This window comes from Curvibacter sp. T50 (assembly GCF_057219955.1).
The window spans coordinates 748181-767175 of sequence record NZ_JBXVVU010000001.1; the positions used below are offsets into that span (position 1 = coordinate 748181).

At 65.8% G+C, this 18995-nt stretch carries 15 protein-coding genes and 1 pseudogene; 9 read left to right on the forward strand and 7 right to left on the reverse strand.

Going from position 1 to position 18995, the window contains the following annotated elements; translation table 11 throughout:
• The first annotated feature begins 9 nt into the window (after positions 1-9).
• The 4 genes and pseudogenes from AC2EBU_RS03580 (at position 10) to AC2EBU_RS03595 (ending at position 2917) form a co-directional block, all read left to right on the forward strand.
• A complete protein-coding gene (locus AC2EBU_RS03580; protein ID WP_484609005.1) occupies positions 10-756 on the forward strand; it encodes a formylglycine-generating enzyme family protein in 747 nt (248 codons plus the stop codon).
• 254 nt (positions 757-1010) lie between these two features.
• A complete protein-coding gene (locus AC2EBU_RS03585; protein ID WP_484609006.1) occupies positions 1011-1253 on the forward strand; it encodes an AbrB/MazE/SpoVT family DNA-binding domain-containing protein in 243 nt (80 codons plus the stop codon).
• Positions 1253-1593 (forward strand): annotated as a pseudogene (gene mazF, locus AC2EBU_RS03590) (endoribonuclease MazF). The gene AC2EBU_RS03585 and the pseudogene mazF overlap by 1 nt, the downstream one beginning before the upstream one ends.
• A gap of 412 nt (positions 1594-2005) precedes the next feature.
• Positions 2006-2917: a restriction endonuclease gene (locus AC2EBU_RS03595; RefSeq protein ID WP_484609007.1), complete on the forward strand. Its 912-nt coding sequence runs from the start codon at positions 2006-2008 to the stop codon at positions 2915-2917.
• 16 nt (positions 2918-2933) lie between these two features.
• Here the strand turns inward: AC2EBU_RS03595 and AC2EBU_RS03600 are convergent, their stop codons facing one another.
• Both AC2EBU_RS03600 and AC2EBU_RS03605 read right to left on the reverse strand, forming a co-directional pair.
• Positions 2934-6362 (reverse strand): UvrD-helicase domain-containing protein, encoded by a 3429-nt coding sequence (locus tag AC2EBU_RS03600; protein WP_484609008.1) that lies wholly within the window; start codon positions 6360-6362, stop codon positions 2934-2936.
• Positions 6359-8947 carry a PD-(D/E)XK nuclease family protein gene (locus tag AC2EBU_RS03605; RefSeq protein ID WP_484609009.1) on the reverse strand — a complete coding sequence of 863 codons (2589 nt, stop codon included), beginning with the start codon at positions 8945-8947 and terminating at the stop codon, positions 6359-6361. The genes AC2EBU_RS03600 and AC2EBU_RS03605 overlap by 4 nt, the downstream gene beginning before the upstream one ends.
• Before the next feature lie 95 nt (positions 8948-9042).
• On the opposite strand from AC2EBU_RS03605, the gene trxA reads away from it, so the two are divergent.
• The 5 genes from trxA to AC2EBU_RS03630 all read left to right on the forward strand — a co-directional run bounded on the left by trxA (position 9043) and on the right by AC2EBU_RS03630 (position 14498).
• Positions 9043-9375, forward strand: coding sequence for a thioredoxin TrxA (gene trxA / locus AC2EBU_RS03610; protein ID WP_484609010.1), 333 nt, complete (start codon positions 9043-9045; stop codon positions 9373-9375).
• Between the two features lie 229 nt (positions 9376-9604).
• Positions 9605-10867 carry a transcription termination factor Rho gene (gene rho / locus AC2EBU_RS03615; RefSeq protein WP_484609011.1) on the forward strand — a complete coding sequence of 421 codons (1263 nt, stop codon included), beginning with the start codon at positions 9605-9607 and terminating at the stop codon, positions 10865-10867.
• A 167-nt stretch (positions 10868-11034) separates the two neighbouring features.
• The gene (locus AC2EBU_RS03620; RefSeq protein WP_484609012.1) at positions 11035-11295 is read left to right on the forward strand and encodes a type B 50S ribosomal protein L31; all 261 of its coding nucleotides are present in this window, start codon (positions 11035-11037) and stop codon (positions 11293-11295) included.
• 84 nt (positions 11296-11379) lie between these two features.
• Complete coding sequence (locus AC2EBU_RS03625; RefSeq protein ID WP_484609013.1) at positions 11380-13107, forward strand: hypothetical protein; 1728 nt, start codon at positions 11380-11382, stop codon at positions 13105-13107.
• Complete coding sequence (locus AC2EBU_RS03630; protein WP_484609014.1) at positions 13104-14498, forward strand: MATE family efflux transporter; 1395 nt, start codon at positions 13104-13106, stop codon at positions 14496-14498. Before AC2EBU_RS03625 ends, AC2EBU_RS03630 begins: the two co-directional genes overlap by 4 nt.
• Here the strand turns inward: AC2EBU_RS03630 and phoR are convergent.
• Genes phoR through pstA form a run of 5 tightly spaced genes read right to left on the reverse strand, consistent with a single transcriptional unit; the run spans position 14495 to position 18964 of the window.
• Positions 14495-15829, reverse strand: coding sequence for a phosphate regulon sensor histidine kinase PhoR (gene phoR, locus AC2EBU_RS03635; RefSeq protein WP_484609015.1), 1335 nt, complete (start codon positions 15827-15829; stop codon positions 14495-14497). The two genes, AC2EBU_RS03630 and phoR, sit on opposite strands and share 4 nt — an antisense overlap.
• A gap of 34 nt (positions 15830-15863) precedes the next feature.
• The gene (gene phoB / locus AC2EBU_RS03640; RefSeq protein ID WP_484609016.1) at positions 15864-16586 is read right to left on the reverse strand and encodes a phosphate regulon transcriptional regulator PhoB; all 723 of its coding nucleotides are present in this window, start codon (positions 16584-16586) and stop codon (positions 15864-15866) included.
• On the reverse strand, positions 16583-17284 hold the full coding sequence (gene phoU, locus AC2EBU_RS03645) for a phosphate signaling complex protein PhoU (RefSeq protein ID WP_484609017.1): 702 nt from the start codon (positions 17282-17284) through the stop codon (positions 16583-16585). Before phoU ends, phoB begins: the two co-directional genes overlap by 4 nt.
• 2 nt (positions 17285-17286) lie before the next feature.
• Complete coding sequence (gene pstB / locus AC2EBU_RS03650; RefSeq protein ID WP_484609018.1) at positions 17287-18078, reverse strand: phosphate ABC transporter ATP-binding protein PstB; 792 nt, start codon at positions 18076-18078, stop codon at positions 17287-17289.
• A gap of 28 nt (positions 18079-18106) precedes the next feature.
• On the reverse strand, positions 18107-18964 hold the full coding sequence (gene pstA / locus AC2EBU_RS03655; protein ID WP_484609019.1) for a phosphate ABC transporter permease PstA: 858 nt from the start codon (positions 18962-18964) through the stop codon (positions 18107-18109).
• Between the last annotated feature and the right edge of the window lie 31 nt (positions 18965-18995).

An 18995-nucleotide genomic window follows, 5' to 3' on the forward strand; every position in this document is an offset into this window, starting at 1 on the left:
CAAGCCCCCATGAAACGCCTTGCCGCCACCCTTGCCCTGTGCCTGGCCACCGCCTTCTGCCCGACCGCGTGGGCCGACGACATGCAGCCCATCCGCGGCTTTGCCATCGACCGCACCGAAGTCAGCATCGGCCAGTTTGCACGCTACGTGCACGCCACCGGCACCGTCACCGCCGCCGAAAAAGCCGGTGGCGGCAGCACCTACGAAGGCGGATGGGTGCAGCGCCCCGGCTGGACCTGGCGCAGCCCCTACGGCCTGCCCGCCGACCCGCGCGAGCCCGCCGTGCACATCAACTTCCACGAAGCCCGCGCCTACTGCCAGTGGGCCGGCAAACGCCTCCCCACCGACGCCGAATGGATGGAAGCCGCCTACACCGAGCGCCGCCCCAACCCGCCGTCCGGCTTCACCACCGGCCAGACCACCCCCTACCCCACCGGCAGCAGCCCGCAGGGCGCCCACTGCCTGGGCGACTGCGGCGCCGCCCCCACCCTGCCGGCCTATGCCCAAGCCGCCATCACCAGCCGCGGGCACGGCCATGTGCCCACCGGCCGCACCAAAGCCGGCGTCAACGGCCTGTTCGACATGGGCGGCAACGTGTGGGAATGGACCGACGGCGGCACCGACGCCGCCCGCCCCACCCGCGGCGGCTCCTGGTGGTATGGCGCCGCGCAGATGCACCGCGAGCACCTGCAGACCAAACCGGCGGACACGGCGGTGGTGTACATCGGGTTCCGGTGTGCGAAAAGCGGGCCGTGATACCGGTGTCGAGTGCCGCAGATTCGGCGCAATTTAATCCTGAAACTGTAGCGAACAATGACCATTTGACGCTGGGTAACGGCCAAAAAGTTCTGAACCTTCCGGCATTCGGGCCGTTGTGGCCGCAACGGGAGGCCCAGGTGACCGTGAACACGCCGCCGCACACCCAGCGCACGCCCACATGGCAAAAGTGCCGAGCTTGCGTACCCGGCGCAAACGTATAAACAATGTAGAAACGTCAAAAGAACCCGTCCATGGAAGCCGTCATTCGCAAATGGGGAAACAGCCCTGCCCTTCGCCTGCCCACCACGGTCCTGAAGGAAGCGGGCTACCACATCGATCAAAAGGTCGAGCTGCTGGTTTCACGGGGCCGCATCATCATTCAGCCGACCGACAAGGTGGAATACGACCTGGACGCGCTCGTGAGCGGCATGGATGCGGACAACGCCCACGAAGAGGTCAGCTTTGGCGTGCCCATGGGCAAAGAGGCGCTGTGATGGCGTCCGCCTATGTGCCGGATGCTGGCGAGGTGGTGTGGCTGGAATTCGACCCCCAGGCCGGGCACGAACAGGCTGACCATCGCCCGGCGCTGGTCATCAGCCCCGCCAGTTACAACGCAAGGCCGGACTCATGGTGTGCTGCCCGTTGTCGACCCGGATCAAGGGCCATCCGTTCGAAGTGGTCACGCAGGTGGATGGCGTCGATTGCGCGGTTCTATCCGACCAGGTGAAATCACTGGACTGGAAGGTTCGAAAGGCCAAGAGGAAGGCCGTGGTCACCGCCGATGTCATGCTGCACGTCAGGGCCAAGATGAAGGCGCTGTTGCAGATATCGTGATGGCTGATCGGCTGACGCACGTGAACGATCCGGGCGCAAAAGCACAAGACAAAACTTGATCGCATCACCCGCACCAGCGATGTTTCTGCGAGCCACACGTCGGCCAGAACAACTCCTGACTTCATAGCGCATCATGACCTTTTGACGCTGGGTATGGGGCAAAAAGGCCATAAATTCCGCCTGACTGCGATTCCGCCGGCTCCCTGTGGGGGAGTGAGCGCCGCGACGGGCCCGAATGACCACCGTTTCGGCCCGCCAGCTTCAACATCCGGTCACAGTCGCGCTGGAACAGGTGGACTTGTGCGATACGGTATCGTGATAAGTCATCCGCGGCGGTTTTTCGGATGTCCCGGAAAGCCAAATACCGAGCCTTGAGCCAGGCCTCGCCGCCAACGCGCGCTATCCTTGCCCCATGGCCATACCCGATTACCAGACGTGCATGCTTCCGTTCCTTCGGCACCTTGCGGATGGCGCCGATCACACGCTGCGGGATACCGAAGAAAGCCTCGCGCAGCATTTCAGGCTGACGCCCGCAGAACGCGCCGAACGGCTTCCTTCCGGGCAACAGGGTGTGTTCAGGAACAGGGTCGGGTGGGCGCGAACCTACCTGAAGAAGGCCGGTTTGCTGGAGTCGCCGAAACGGGCCGTCTTTCGCATCACCGAGCGTGGGATGACGACCCTGGCATCCAACCCCGAGCGGATTGACGTCAAGGTCCTGGAACAGTTCCCTGAGTTCATCGAGTTTCGGGATGCTTCACGATCGGAGGGTGCCGCCACCGTTTCCGGGGAACTGCCGCTGGCAACCACCACACCGGAAGAATCCATCGAGCTGGCACACCAAAGCCTGCGCGAACAGTTGGCCGCCGAGCTGCTGCGCCGCATTCTGGGATGTTCACCGACGTTCTTCGAGCAGCTGGTGGTCGAACTGCTGGTGAAGATGGGCTACGGGGGTTCCCGCAAGGACGCGGGCGAGCGCATCGGTCAGACGGGCGATGGCGGCATTGACGGCATCATCAAGGAGGACCGGCTGGGCCTCGACACCCTGTTCATCCAGGCCAAGCGCTGGCAGGGCCCCGTCGGACGGCCGGAGATTCAGAAGTTTGTCGGCGCGCTGCAAGGCCAACGCGCAAAAAAGGGCGTCTTCATCACGACGTCAAACTACACCGCGGAAGCCACCGACTACGCGGGCCGGATCGATACCAAAGTGGTGCTCATCGACGGCAAGCAGCTGGCCGGACTAATGATTGACTTCGATGTCGGGGTGGCCCCTGCCGCGACCTACACCGTCAAGCGAATCGACTCGGACTACTTCGAGGACGCGTGAGGACTGCTCCAGCCATCTACGCAGCCTCCACCTCCACCACCCTTCCCTCCCCCGTCAGAAACGCCACCCGCACCGCCGCGCCGGGGTTGGCGTTTTGCACCGCCTCGCGATACCGGTTCAGCTGCGCCACCAGGCCCGGCTGGTCTTCTGGCCGGTCGGTGCTTTTGTAATCCAGCACCCACCAGTCGCCGGTGTCGCGGCGGCGCACCAGGCGGTCGAGGCGCAGGGTGTCGCCGCCGTGCAGCAGCGTGACTTCATTGCCCTGCCAGTCGATGACCGCGGCATCCCAGGCCCAGGCGCCGTCGCCGGTGCGGATGCGGCGGGCCGTGGCGGCGGCCTGGCGGATGGCGTCGGGGGGCAGGTCGAATTCGCGGGCGGCGCGGGCCAGCAGGGCTGGCGCGCCGTCAGTGGCGTCGGAGGCGTCCACCACGCCGTGTTCCAGCAGCCAGTGCATGGCCTGACCCTGGCGGGCGGCGGGGGAATCGGGCTCGGGCGGGGTGGAAAATACTTCGTTTTCGATAGCAGACAATGACCTTTTGATGCTGGGTATGGGCACAAAAGGCATGAAAAATGTCTGGGACGGCCCTTCGACAGGCTCAGGGCGAACGGGTTCCGGGGAAGCGGGCTCAGGGCGAACGGATGCGGCGGCATTGGGCGCTGGTTGAGTGGCCGGCGGGCGGTCAGCCAGTTCCGCGATTTGCCCCACCTCCGCCACCTCCGCCAGCGGCTGGATGCGGCGCCATGGGCTTTGTCCGGGGTCGCGGTGCGGCTCCACGGACGAGAGGGCCAGGGTGTTTCGGGCGCGGGTCATGGCGACATACAGAGCGTTGAGGTCTTCGCGCTGGCGTTCGGCCTGCTCGGTGGCCACGGCGTCGGCGGCGCTGGGGGGCGGGTTGCTTTCGCTGGCCAGGAAGATGAAACGGCGCGGCGCCGGAGCTTCGCCGGGCCAGTCGATCAGCACGCCCATGCTCTCGGCGTTCGGGGGCGGTGCGTCGGTGTCGAGCATCAGCACCACGTTGGCCTCCAGCCCTTTGGCGCCGTGGATGGTGAGCAGGCGCACGGCTTGCGCGTCGGCCCGGCCGGGCGCGGGGATGCCGCCGGCGCGCAGCGCGCGCACCAGGGCGTAGGGCGTCAGATACCGCCCGCCGCCCTGCCCGAGCGCGGCGCCCAGCAGCGCGCGCAGGTTGGCCAGCACTGCCGCGCGCTGCTCGGGCGGGGCCGCAGCGGCAAAACGGGCCAGCACGTCGCCGTGGTGAAAGATGGCGTCCAGCGCGTCGTGCGGCGGCAGGCGGTGCACCCAGGTCTGGTACTGATCCAGCGCGGTGGCGGCGGTTTGCAGGGTGGGCGGCAGACGGCTGGTTTCGCTGCGCAGCAGGGCCAGCCATGGCCGGCCCAGGTGCGCTTCCTCGCGGCGCAGCAGGGCCAGCGCGGTCAGGTCGGCGTCGCTGGCGCCGAACAGGGGCGACTTGAGCGCGCGGGCCAGCGAGAGGTCGTGCGCGGGCGAGAGCAGCACGTCCAGCAGCGCCACGAGGTCTTGCACCTCGGGCGCTTCGGCCAGATCCGCTTTTTCCGGCTGCACCGTGGGCACGCCCAGCAGGCGCAGCTCGTCGGCCAGCGGGCCCAGGCGGCTGCGCTGGCGCGCCAGCACCATGATCTCTTTGGCCGGTGTGCCGGCGGCGATCTGCGCCGCGATCCAGCGGGCGGCCTGGCGGCTTTCCAGTGTGCGCAGGGTTTCCTCGGCCGTTTCGCGCGGGGTGGTGAGGCTGTCGCGCCAGGGCAGATCGGCGGCGTCGGGAGCGTCGTCTTTGGCCGCCTTGGGCGGGCGCGCGATGGCGGGCAGGCACAGCACGGCGCCGGCGGCACCGGATTCGGTGGTGTGCGGGCGAAAGCCGCTCCAGGCGCCCTCTTCCTGCGCCTGCCCCATCACGGCGTTGACGGCGGCGATCACGGCGGGCGCGTTGCGGCGGGTGTGGTCGCAGGCCAGCAGGTCGCCGCCCAAGCCGTCGCGGATGAAGGCCTGCGCGGCCCGGAACACCTGCGGCTCGGCGCGGCGGAAGCGGTAGATGCTCTGCTTGGGGTCGCCCACGATGAACACGCTGGGCGCCTCGCCCGCACCGGCGTAGCCCGACAGCCAGGCGTGCAGCGCCTGCCACTGCAGCGGGTTGGTGTCCTGGAATTCGTCGATCAGCAGGTGTCTGACGCGTGCGTCCAGGCGTTCCTGCACCCAGCCGGAGAGCACCTCGTCGCCCAGCAGCACCCGGGCGGCGCGTTCGATGTCGTTCATGTCCACCCAGCCGCGGCTGCGCTTGAGGGCGGCGTATTCGGCCAGCAGGCAGCGCGTCAGCCGCGCCAGGCGCTGCTGGTGTTGCCAGGCGGTGTGCTGGCGGTCCGCCTGCAACACGCGCTGCACCGCCTCTTGAGCGGCACGCACGTCGGCGATGCCGGCGAGCTTGTCGTTGAACTTGCGCGGCTCGTTCTTCTGGGTCAAAAGAGCCGCCAGCACGCCGGGCCAGTCGCCGGCGCTGACGGCGGTTTCCAGCTCGACGCCTTTGGCCGAGAACGTGGGGGCGCTCGCCCGGCCCAGCGCTTGGGCGGCGGCCAGCAACATCGGGCGCGCGCCGGGGTGCGCGGCGAGCCACTGGGCGGGCTCTTCCAGCCCGGCGAATTCGGCAAACAGTGTGCCGAAAGCGGACACCGAGGTGTCCACCACACCCGCTTCGTCCGCCAGCGCAAATTCGGTGCGGCGGCTCAGGGCGGCGGCCAGGGCTTTCTGGGTCTGGCTGCGGCCGTACCCGGCGGCCACGGCAGCGTAGTCGGCGCGCAAGGCGGCATCGGCCGCCACCGTGGCCTGGAACGGCCGCCAGACGGCGGCCACGGCTTCGGCGTCGTTTTCCAGCAGGTCGTAGCGGCCGGGCAGCCCAAGCTGCTGCAACACCGCCAGCGGCGCGGTGCGCAGCAGCGCGGCAAACCAGCTGTGGAAGGTGCGGATCGGCACCGCGCGGTCGGCCGCCAGCACGGATCGGTACAGATTTTGTAGCGCCTCAGCACCGTTTGACGATGGGTAAGGGCCCATTCCGCGTGCAATCAGCTCCTGGACGAGCTTGTGCGGGTCGGGCTCGGCGGCGAAGGCGGCCAGCCACTCCTGCAGGCGCTGGCGCATCTCGCCGGCGGCCTTTTTGGTGAAGGTGATGGCCAGGATTTCATGCGGCTCGGCGCCGTCGAGCAGCGCGCGCACGATGCGCGAAACCAGCATCCAGGTCTTGCCGGCGCCGGCGCAGGCCTCCACCGCCACGCTGCGGCGCGGGTCGCAGGCGATGGCGTAGAAGGCTTCGCGGCTGGCGCTCGCCTCGTTGATGGTGTACGAGCCCCCACGCCCGCCCACTTCGTGTGGCTCGCTGCCCCCCGAGGGGGCCTTCGCGCCTTGGGACGGCCCGGCGGCGCTCATGCTGATGCCTCCCCGGTCGGTGTTGAGCCGCTGGCCCAGCTGTCGCGGCGGCACAGGCCGCGGGCGCTGCACCAGTCGCAGGCACTGCCTTCGCCCAGCGCGGGCAGCGGCGCGCCGTCGGCGATGCGGGCGAGGTCGTGCTGGATGCCGTCGAGCAGGCGGTCGCGCAGCGCGGTGACGTCGGTCTGTTCCACCAGTTGGGTGCCTTCGCGCTCCGACACGTTCAGGTAGGCGGCCAGCAGGGTGTCGTCGGGCAGCAGCGCGGCGTAGAAGGCCAGCTGCACGTCTTCGGCCGCGTCTTTCACGCGGCCCCGGGTGCGGCTGAGGGACTCGGTCTTGTAGTCGATGACCCGGCGCTGGCCGTCGGCGGCGTGGTCCACCCGGTCCAGCCGGCCGACCAGCAGCCATCGGCCCAGCGGGGTTTCGTACCACGCCTCGGCACCTGCGAAGCGCGCGCCGGTGGCGTCGTAATCGGCCAGCCAGCGCAGGTAGCCGTCCCGCATGGGGGGCCAGACGGCGGCAAAGGGCAGGAAGTCGCCCTCGTCCAGGCCGTGTTCGCGGGTGGTGTCCAGCGCGGCCTGGTCCAGCAGGGCCTGGCGGGCGGCGGCGTCGCCGGTGGGCGCGGCGGCCAGCGCCTCGTGGAAATGGCGCAGCACGGCGTGCAACCACAGGCCGAAATCGCGTTTGTCCACCTCGGTCTCCAGCTCGTCGGCTTCCTGCAGGCCCAGCTGGCGCAGCGCAAAAAAGCGGTACGGGCAGGCGCGCAGGTCGCTGTACGCACTGGCCGAGAGGCGCGAGACCGGCACGGCGGCGCCGAGCGGCTGCGGCGGCAGCACCGGAGCGGCGGTCAGCTCGCGCGGCGGGCGGGGGTCGGTGGCTTCGGCGGCAAAGCCGTCCAGCATCAGCGCCTGCACCAGCGGGCTGGGCAGCAGCGGCTCGCCGCTGTCGTCGCCCCGGCGCCAGAGGATGTCGCAGACAGGCGACTGCAAGGCATAGGCCCAGGCAGCGCGGTGGGCGGCGCCCAGGGCCGCACGGCTGGGCAGACCCAGGGCTTCACGCTGTGTGGCGGTCCAGGCGCCGGGCGGCTCCGGCGCGGCCGGCAGGCGCACCTCGTCGCAGCCGGGCAGCACGGCCGCGGCGAAGGGCCGCGCCAGCATCTGGCTCAGCGGCAGGATGGTGACCTGCTCGCGCAGCGGGTGTGGCGGCACGTGGCTGGCGGCCTCCAGCACCGCGTCGACCCAGGTGGTGAAGTCATTAAAGGCCAGCCGGCGGGCGGCGCCGGGCAGCGTGTCCAGGTCGGCAGCGGCGCCGTCGGGCAGGCGCAGCGCCTCCAGCAGGCGCTCGCCCGCGTCATCGGCAGCCAGCGGCTCGGCCAGGCCGGTGGTGTGCAGCAGCGTGCGCATTTCCGCCAGCCAGGCCGTCAGCGGCCGGGGAGCGCCGAAGCGCGCCCGAGCCGCCGACACGGCCTGCACCAGGGGGGCGAGGGTGGCGGCCTGCGGGTCCGGGCTGTCCGGCACGCAGCGACGCTCGGCCTCAGCCCATTCGCGCACACCCTGGCGGCGCAGCCAGGCTTCGAGCGCCGGGTGCAAACCAGGCTCCCCCCAGCCGGGCGTGTTTTTGAGTGCATCGAGCACGTCGTCGCTGCGGGCGCTCCAGCCCATGGCGCGCAGCAGCGCCATCACGGTGGCGGCGGCGCGGGTGGTGGAGAGTTTCCAGCCGTTTTCATCGCGCAGGGCCACACCCCGGGCGCCCAGCAATGCCCGCACACGGCGGGTCAGTGCGCGGTCGGTGGCGGCCAGCGCCACCGGCACCCGGCCGGCCTCGATGTGGGCCAGCACGCGGGTGGCGGCGCATTCGGCTTCGTCTTCGGCGTCGTCGGCGGCGAACAGGCTCACGGCGCCGCGCGGGGCGTCGACGGGCAGCGTCAGGGTTGTCGCGCGCTCACCCCAGCGGGCGGCCAGCGCGGTGGTCAGCGGATCGGGCTGAAAACCCTGCAGCACCAGCACGGCGTCCACCGATGCGAGCGCGGCGTCACTCCAGAGCACATCGGTGGCCTGGCTGGAGGTGGCTGCCCAGACCAGGGCCAGCCGGGCCACGGCGGCCTCCAGCGCCAGCGGGCCGGACTCCGCGCCGGCGACCACCGGGGTCAGGGCCTGCGCCCAGGCCAGGCGCTCGTGCGGCGCGCGGGCGGCCGCCAGCGGCGCCAGCTGCAGGGCGTTGTCCATCAGCAGCGGCGCCAGCACCTCGCGCTGCGCGCCCAGACCGGCGCGCTCCAGCAGGTTGCGGGCAATGGGCAGGTCACGGGCGGGGTCGCCGTTCAGATCCTCCGGGCCGGGGGAAAACGGCGCCAGCTGCCCGGCCCAGTTGCGGGTGGTTTCAAACCGCGGCGAAAAGCCGTCCGGGTGGCCGGCGGCCCACTGGCGCGCGGCCACCGGCATGAGCTGCGCGAACGGCACCAGCACCAGGGTGCGTGCGGGGTGGGCGCCGTGCGCGGTCAGGTGCCGGGCGATTTCGCGCACGGTCGACGGCCAGAGGCTCATCGCCGGATGGACCGCATCAACAGGAGGGGGTGGGGACTGGTTCATGGCGCGCCCAAGCACCCGCACGACGGACGTCCGGCGCTTGTTTCTGTCACAATTCCGGCACTTTAGCCGCAACTTCTGCAGACAAGGATTCCGTCATGGCCAGTGAGCTGATCAAACACATTTCCGACGCGTCGTTCGACGCGGACGTGCTCAAGTCGTCCACCCCGGTGCTGGTGGATTACTGGGCCGAATGGTGCGGCCCGTGCAAGATGATTGCCCCCATCCTCGACGAGGTCGCCGCCAGCTACGGCAGCAAGTTGCAGATTGCCAAGATGAACGTCGACGAAAACCGCGAAATCCCGGCCAAATTCGGCATTCGTGGCATTCCGACGCTGATGCTGTTCAAGGACGGCCAGCTTGCGGCGACGAAAGTCGGCGCCATGAGCAAAGCGCAGCTGACCGCGTTCATCGATCAGCAACTGGCCTGAAAGGCGAACGCCGCACCTCCCGCCGCCCGGACTGCCCACGCGCCATGGCATTCCGGGCTTTTTTTCCTGTCATAATCCGCGCACCTCGCTGCCCCGCACGACCGGGCAGCTCGATACCCCGATAACGAGAACTCCGAGGTCCGGCCTACCCGCCCACCTCCCCCCTCCCCCGAAGTTTTTCCAGTTTGCCGGTCCACCTTGCGGACCGCCTTCCGACGCAGGACGTTTCATGCACCTCAACGAACTCAAGGCACTGCACGTGTCTGAAGTCCTCAAGCAGGCCGAGGCCCTTGAGATTGAAAACACCGGCCGCATGCGCAAGCAGGAACTGATGTTTGCGATCATCAAGAAGCGCGCCCGTGCCGGCGAACAGGTTTTTGCCGACGGTGTGCTGGAAATCCTGCCCGACGGTTTCGGTTTCCTGCGCAGCCCGGACACCAGCTTCACCGCCAGCACGGACGACATCTACATCAGTCCCAGCCAGGTGCGCCGCTTCAACCTGCATACCGGCGACATGATCGAAGGTGAAGTGCGCATTCCCAAGGACGGCGAGCGCTACTTCGCGCTGACCAAGCTCGATTCGGTCAACGGCGGGCCACCCGAGCAGAACAAGCACAAGGTGATGTTCGAAAACCTGACGCCGCTGTTCCCCAAACAGCAGATGCGTCTGGAGCGCGACATCAAGAGCGACGAGAACATCACCAGCCGGGTGATCGACATCATTGCCCCGATCGGCCGCGGTCAGCGCGCGCTGATCGTCGCGCAGCCCAAATCGGGCAAAACGGTGATGATGCAGCACATCGCGCACGCGATCACGGCCAACTACCCCGACGTGCACCTGATGGTCTTGCTGGTGGATGAGCGCCCCGAAGAAGTGACTGAAATGCAGCGCAGCGTGCGCGGCGAGGTCATCAGCTCGACCTTCGATGAGCCGGCGGCGCGCCACGTGCATGTGGCCGAGATGGTCATCGAGCGTGCCAAGCGCCTGGTGGAGCTGAAAAAGGACGTGGTGATCCTGCTCGATTCCATCACCCGTCTGGCACGCGCCTACAACAACGTCGTGCCCAGCTCCGGCAAAGTGCTGACCGGCGGCGTCGATGCCAACGCGCTGCAGCGGCCCAAACGGTTTTTCGGCGCAGCGCGCAATGTCGAAGAAGGCGGCAGCCTGACCATCATCGCCACCGCGCTGGTGGACACTGGCAGCCGAATGGACGAAGTGATCTTCGAGGAATTCAAGGGCACCGGCAACTGCGAGGTTCATCTGGAACGCCGCCTGTACGAAAAGCGCGTGTTCCCCGCCATCAACCTCAACCGCAGCGGAACCCGCCGCGAAGAACTGTTGCTGGCGCCCGAAGTGCTGCAGAAAACCCGCATCCTGCGCCAGTTCATGTACAACATGGACGAGATCGAGGCGATGGAAATGGTGCTCAAGAGCATGAAGGCGACCAAGAGCAACGTCGAGTTCTTCGACATGATGCGCCGGGGCGGCTGAAGCGGCACATTGCTGCGCTCGCTGTGGATTGTGCGCCCTGCCCCCGGAGAGGCCTGCGTACCGTGAGCCGGCAAGGCGGAGCGCATTCATCGTGGCATAATGATGGGTTGAGCGAAAAGTACGCTGGATGGGCTGGCGCGGCTGTCGCAACTGAACAGGAAAGCATCATGAAAGAAGGCATTCACCCGAACTACCGCGAAGTCGTGTTCATGGACATGTCCAACGGTTTCAAGTTCGTCACGCGTTCGTGCGTGAACACCAAGGAAATGACCAAGCTCGAAGACGGCCGCGAATTGCCGGTTTTCAAGCTTGACACCTCCAGCGAGTCGCACCCCTTCTATACCGGCACGCAAAAATCCGTGGACAACATGGGCGGTCGCGTCGAGAAGTTCCGCAACCGCTTCGGCAAGAACGCTGTGGCCAAGTAATCCACGCGCTTTTCCTGCCAGGGCAGCCGGTTTGACCGCGCTGCCCTTTTGTTTTCCCCGCCCACCCCGATTCGCCCCACCGCCGTGAACCAGCCCAACCCCGCCATCGTCGCGCAAAGCGCCGTCCGGCGCCTGCCGCGCTGGGCCCTGGTCGGGTTCTGTCTGGCCTATGTGCTGCCCGGATTTGTGGGCCGGGAACCGTGGAAGAATGCCGACATCGCGGCCTACGGCATCATGGTGCAGCTGGCCCGAGCGCCCGGTGATCTGGCGGCGTGGTTGGCGCCGACACTGATGGGGCAGAGTCCTGAAGTGCCCGCCCTGCTGCCCTACTGGCTCGGCGCCTGGGCGATCTTGCTGGCGCCCGCCGGCATGGACCCGGCGTTCGCGGCACGCATCCCGTTCATTTTTCTGCTGGTCGGCGCGATGGTCGCTACCTGGTATGCGATCTTCCATCTGGCCCGCAGCCCGGCTGCGCAGCCCGTCGCCTTCGCCTTCGGTGGCGAAGCACAGCCCACCGACTATGCCCGCGCGCTGGCCGACGCCGGCCTTCTGGCGCTGATAGCCTGTTTGGGTCTGGCGCAACTGAGTCACGAAACCACCCCGGCGGTGGTGCAACTGGCAGGGGCGGCCTTGTTGTTGTACGGGTATGCCGCTCTGCCCAGACGGCCCCTGGGGGCCCCCGCCAGCGGGGTGGCCGGCCTGTTGTTGCTGACGCTGAGCGGAGCCCCCAGCATCGCCGCCTTGCTGGGTTGCGGCGCGGTGGTTTTGGCGTGGGGCGAGCGGTCCTTCGCCGCACGGGATGACGAGGATACGCATCCCGAAAAAACTGGCCTTGTGCTGCTCGCCGGCGGTTGGGCGCTTGCCCTGGTGCTTGCCACGCTGCTGGACCTGTGGAGTTGGCAGATCGCGCCGCCGGATTCGGTCGAGTCTGCGGCCAGTCTGGCCCGCCTGTTCCTGTGGTTCGGCTGGCCCGCCTGGCCTCTGGCGCTGTGGACGCTGTGGCGCTGGCGGCGGCAGGTTCGAGAGCCATTTGCCAACCGCCATCTGGGGGCTGCCGTGTGGTTTGCTGCCGTGCCCGTCATGACGGCGGTGCTGACCCAGTCTTCGGACCGCGCTTTGCTGCTGTCGCTGCCGGCGATGGCTGCTCTCGCCGGATTTGCCCTACCGACATTGCAACGGAGCGTGTCGGCGCTGATCGACTGGTTCACGCTGCTGTTCTTTTCGAGCTGCGCCGCGATCATCTGGATCGTATGGATTTCGATGATGACCGGTTTTCCGCGCCAGCCGGCCGGAAACGTCGCGAAGCTGGCGCCCGGTTTCGTGCCCACGTTTTCGTTGACTGCACTGGTGTTTGGCATCGGGGCAACCGCGGCCTGGCTGGCGCTGGTGCGCTGGCGTGTCAGCCGACAGCGCTCGGCCCTATGGAAAAGCCTGGTTCTGCCCGCGGGTGGCGCGGCGTTATGCTGGCTTCTGCTCATGACCTTGTGGCTGCCGCTACTGGATCATTCCCGCAGCTACACGCGGCTGGTGCAGTCGGTGGTAGCCCGCACCGGTGATGGCGTCTGTGTTCATGGCCTGGGTCTCAGCCGCGCACAGCGGGCGGCGCTGGTGGTCCACAGTGACCTGACAATCGCTCCACTGGGCGAAGGCACATCCTGCCCATGGCTGCTGCTAGATCTGGACAACGAGCGAAGCGGTCTTCTGGCCAGCGAAGTTCCGCCGGGATGGCGTCGCGAAGTGACTCTGTTTCGCCTCTCCGACCGCAAGGAAGGTCTGGTCCTGTACCGACAACCGGGATCAGTCATCCGTTGACGCCGGCACCCGATACTCCCACCTCGGAATGGCGCTGGATCACCGGTCATGCCGCAACCGTGCTGGTCGGCCAATTGGCCGTCATGGCATTTGGTGTCACCGACACCGTGCTGGCTGGCCGGTATGCGGAATCGGCACTTGCAGCGCTGTCGGTCGGGTCGGCGTATTACATCAGTGTGTTTGTTGCCCTCATGGGCATCATGCAGGCCTTGTTGCCAGTCTGGGCTGAACTGCATGGGGCACGGCGCCAGGCGGAGGTAGGGCATTCGTTGCGACAGGCCTTGTACCTGTGTCTGACGACAACGGCCGTTGGAACGTTCGCATTGCTCAATCCCGGCCCGCTGCTCCGCTGGGCATCCGTGCCAGCAGAAATGCACGGGCCGGTCAGCGACTATCTGGCAATCCTTTCCCTCGCACTGGGCCCGGCACTGCTGTTTCGGATGTTCAGCACCCTCAATCAGGCCCTGGGCAAACCTCGGCTGGTGACAGTGCTGCAGGTAGGCGCCCTGGCATTGAAGATTCCCCTGTCATGGTGGCTGACCTTCGGGGGTGGCGGTCTGGCAGCCATGGGGCTGCAGGGCTGCGCATGGGCAACCGTTGTGGTCAACGTGGGCATGGTGGGGGTGGCTTTGGTGCTGCTACGGTCCCAGGACTTGTACCGACCGTATGCGATCTGGCGGCGCCTGGAGCCCCCCGACTGGGCCCGCCTGCGCCAGTACACTCGGCTGGGTGTTCCAGCCGGGCTGGCCATTCTGGTGGAAGTCACATCGTTCACTCTGATGGCTTTGTTCATTGCCCGCATGGGGCAAACCGCCTCAGCGGCCCACCAGGTGGCGTCGAATCTCGCCGCCATCCTGTACATGGTGCCGCTGGCTTTCGCAATCGCCACCAGTGCGCGCACCAGCTATTGGCTTGGCGCGGCGCAACCGCAAAGGGCCCAGCGTGCTGCGGTTACGGGGCTCATCCTCGGCATGAGCCTGGCCATCCTGTTCGCAGCGCTTACCGCCTTGCTGCGTGAGCCTCTTGCATTGGCCTACACCTCCCGACCCGCGGTTGCAGCAACGGCGGCGACCCTGCTGGGATGGATAGCGCTTTATCACTGCGCCGATGCGCTTCAGGCACTCTGTGTGTTCCTGCTGCGTTGTTACAGGATCTCGGTCGCGCCACTGGTGGTGTACTGCCTATTGCTCTGGGGTCTGGGATTGTCGGGCGGCTACTGGTTAGCCTATATCGGCGGTGGACCGATTGCGGCAATGGGCAGGCCGGAGGCCTTCTGGATTACCAGTGCCGTGGCATTGCTGGGCGTTTCCGGGATTTTTTCCGTGATGCTCTGGCATGCCATGCGGTCCTCTCGGGCTGTGCGGGCTTGCGCCTCGCATCCCGACCCTTAGTCCGACAACACGCCAACACGCAGCCGCGCGACCGGGAAAATCAGGCTGAAACGGGCGCCTTTGCCCAACTCAGAACTCATGGACAATTCGCCGCCGTGTCGCTGCATCACGTGCTTGGTGATTGCGAGACCCAGGCCGGTTCCCCCGGTTTCCCGAGACCGACTGCGATCGACGCGATAGAAGCGCTCCGACAGCCGTGGAAGGTGTTCCTTGGCGATGCCCGGACCTGAATCGGTTACGGAGAATTCAAGACGCCCGTCGGGCAGGTATTGCCAGGACGCCCGGATTGAGCCACCAGCAGGGGTATAGCGCACCGCATTGCTGATCAGATTGGAGATGGCGCTGCGGATTTCGGTCAAAGACCCGCCGAGCATGACAGGTGGTGGCGCATCGAAGACGAGCTGCTGCTCAACCCCCTGAGTCTCGCCATGCAGTACCCGGGAGAGCCCCCGACCTTCCTCCTCCGCATGCGACACCAGCTCCGCGAGGGGTGTCCAGTCGGTCGTCCCCGGGGGCGGACTGCCTTCCAGGCGAGACAAGGTCAAAAGATCGTTGACCAGCGTCGTCATGCGGTGGGCCTGCGTCGACATCAGATCCAGGTACCGGGCCTGCTCTGCAGCATCAAGTGGTACCGACTGCATCGTCTCGATGAATCCCGCCAGCACGGTCAGGGGAGTGCGAATCTCATGGGATACGTTGGCAACAAAGTCGCGGCGCATCGCCTCGGCCTGCGCAACAGCCGTGACATCGCGCGACAACAAAAGCTTGCGTCCTTTTGCATAGGCGTGAATGCGCACAGCCAGCTTGACCGGCCGGCCGGGCAGATCCTGACGCCCGGGCATGAAAACCTCATGTTCGTAATGTTGACTGGCGTTGTACGAGGTAAACGCCGGGTCCCGTACGATGTAGCCGATCAGCTGCCGATAGTCACGCGCCGGATCCAGACCAAAATGGTCTGCGGCGGTCTGATTGCACCACTCGATCGAATCGTCCGGGCCAAGCAAAACGACACCATTGGGCGACCCCTGGATCGCGGCAAGGAACTCGGACAGGCGCGTTTCATGTTCCATTGCCTGCTGGTCCTTGAGGCGGATGGTTCGACCTGCACGATCGCAGGCCTCCCCCCATAGACCACCCATCGCGGGGGGGCGCTCAAGGCCTCCGGTGCGCATCCATTCGACAAACCGCATTCCGCGACGCAGGTCGATCAGAACCCACAACATGCCGCCAAGCGCAACACCGACCAGCGCCCCGGGCCATTCACGCAGGCTCCAGCCTATTCCAGCGGCACACAGAAGCGCCAGCATGTAGCTGGAAAGACGAAAGGTCATAGGGCAATTGTCGCCGAGCGATGGGCGGCTGAAATCAAGCTACCTGGCCTGGTGCACGCCCGGTGGCCAACGGTTGCGCCGTCAGCCGGTAGCCAGCACCCCGAACCGTTTCCACCATCGCTCCGGCTATCCCCAGCGACTCGCGAAGGCGCTTGACATGCACATCGACCGTACGTTCTTCTATGAAGACATGGTCGCCCCAGACCCGATCCAGCAACTGCCCTCGGCTATGCACCCGTTCCACATGGGTCATCAGGTACTGGAGCAACTTGAATTCGGTCGGACCGAGCTTGAGTGGCTGTCCCTGCCAGCTAACCCGGTAGGTGGCCGGATCGAGAACCAGGTCGCCCACGGAGAGCGCCTCGCCCGCTTGCTCCGGCGTTCGCCGTCGCAACACCGCGCGTATGCGAGCCAGCATTTCCTTGGTGGAGAAAGGCTTGGTGATGTAGTCGTCCGCACCGGCATCCAGACCCGCGACGCGGTCGGCCTCATCGCCCCGAGCAGTCAGCATCAGAATCGGGATGGATTTGGTCCGCGCGTCCGCCCGCCAGCGTCTGGCCAGCGTCAGCCCGCTCTCACCGGGCATCATCCAGTCAAGCAAGATCACGTCAGGCAAGACCGCATCAAGTTCCCGCTGCGCGGAATCTCCGTCGACCGCCCAGATCGGCGCAAACCCGTTGTGCCGCAAGTTGACTGCTATGAGTTCGGCTATCGCCGGCTCGTCCTCAACAACCAGGACGCGAGGCTGACTTCTCATCGAGCCGCACTTTCCACTGCTTCCAGCGGTACGTGACGGACATCCGTACCCCGGGTGATGTAGATGATCTGCTCGCCAAGGTTCTTGGCATGGTCGCCGATGCGTTCGATCGCCTTGGCGATGAACAGGAGATCCAGACTTTGGGAAATCGTGCGCGGGTCTTCCATCATGTAGGTAATCAGCTTGCGCAGAAAGCCGTTGAACTCTTCATCAATGGCAGAGTCCTCCTTGATGATGGCAACGGCAGCTTGCACGTCCAGTCGCGCGAAGGCATCAAGCGCTTTGCGCAACAGGGCAGTCGCCAGATCCCCGGCCACCCGGAGTTCCGAAGCCGGGAGGCTGCGCGGTGCCCCATGGGCCGTGATCGACTTGACCATCCGCGCGATTCGCGAGGCCTCGTCTCCCGCCCGTTCAAGATTGGCCGTCGCTTTGGAGACCGCAATAAGCAAACGCAGGTCTCGCGCCGTGGGTTGGCGCCGGCCGATGATGGACGATATTTCGCGGTCGATCTCGATTTCCAGCGAGTTGACGCGGGTTTCGATCTCCAGCACCTCGTCGGCAGCTTCCTGATGAAACTGACCCAGGGCATAAATCGCCAGCCGCAACTGTGACTCGACCAAACCGCCCATTTCCATGAGACGGGCCGAGGCGGTGTTCAGTTCCAGATCAAACTGGCTCGATATGTGTTTCTCGCTCATGGTCAGCCGAACCTTCCTGTGATGTAGTCTTCCGTCTCGGTGCGCTTGGGCTTGAAGAATATCTGCTCGGTTTCGCCGAACTCGATCAGTTCGCCCAGGTACATGTACGCCGTGAAATCGCTGCAACGGGCAGCCTGCTGCATGTTGTGGGTCACGATGGCAATCGTGTAGTCCTGCTTGAGCTCATGGACAAGTTCTTCGACTTTGCCGGTCGAGATCGGGTCCAGCGCCGAAGTGGGCTCGTCGAGCAGGAGCACGGAGGGCTTGACCGCAACGCTGCGGGCGATGCACAGCCGCTGCTGCTGGCCACCGGACAGGCTCATGCCGTTCTGGCCCAGCTTGTCCTTGACTTCGTTCCACAGCGCCGCCTTGGACAGCGCCCACTCGACCCGGTCGTCCATGTCGGACTTACTCAGGTTTTCGTAGAGTTTCACCCCAAACGCGATGTTGTCGTAAATCGTCATCGGGAACGGAGTGGGCTTCTGAAACACCATGCCAATACGGGCGCGCAGCAGGTTCAAATCCTGCTTGGAGTCCAGGATGTTCTGCCCGTAAAAGTTGATCTCCCCCTCAGCACGCTGCCCAGGGTAAAGGCTGTACATCCGGTTGAGTGTTCGCAAAAGGGTCGATTTGCCACAACCGGACGGACCGATGAAGGCCGTGACTTTGCGTTCGGCGATGTCCATGGTCACGTCGCGCAGGCCTTGGAATTTGCCATAGAAGAAATTGAGGTTGCGCACCTCGATGGCGTTCTTTTGGGCCACCGCAGCGGGAGCCAAGCTCGAATCAGTCATGTTTTTCCTCAATCAGTTTCGTTGGGTTTCAGCTGCCCACTTTTTCGCGGAAGAACACGCGGGCCAGAATATTGAGCAATAGCACTGCCAGGGTAATCAGCAGCGCACCACCCCAGGCAAGCCGGATCCAGTTGTCGTACGGACTCATGGCGAACTGGAAAATGACGACCGGCAAATTGGCCATCGGGCGTTCCATATCGGTGCTGAAGAACTGGTTGTTCAGCGCCGTGAACAGCAGCGGTGCGGTTTCGCCGCTGATGCGCGCGACGGCGAGGAGAACGCCTGTGATCACTCCACTCTTGGCGGCGCGAAGCGTCACCATGGTCGACACTTTCCAGCGCGGCGCGCCCAGCGCAAAAGCCGCCTCGCGCAGGCTGCCCGGAACCAGCCGCAGCATGTTTTCGGTGGTCCGCATCACAACCGGAATGGCAATCAGCGAAAGCGCCAGACTTCCCGCGTAGCCGGAAAAATTGCCGACAGTCGCCACCGCAATGGCGTAGACAAAAAGACCCAGGACAATCGAAGGCGCCGAAAGCATGATGTCAGTAATGAACCGCGTGAATTCGGCGGTCTTGCTCGTGTCGCCAAACTCGGTAAGGTAGACGCCGGCCAGGATTCCGATCGGTGTCGACACCAAAACGGACAAGCCGACGATCATCAGACTGCCGACGATCGCGTTGCGCAAGCCCCCCCCTTCGGTTCCGGGTGCCGGTGTGTCCTTGGTGAACATGTTGAAATCCAGAGCGGCGATCCCATTGGAAAGCAACACAAAAAGAATCCAGAGCAAGGCGAACAAGCCCATAACCATCGCCACCATGGACATGGAGGTTCCGATGATGTTGGCGCGTCGCCGACGGATATAAAGAGGAGTAATGTTTTCAGTCATGTCGGGGCCTGCCACGATTCGGTTGGTGGTG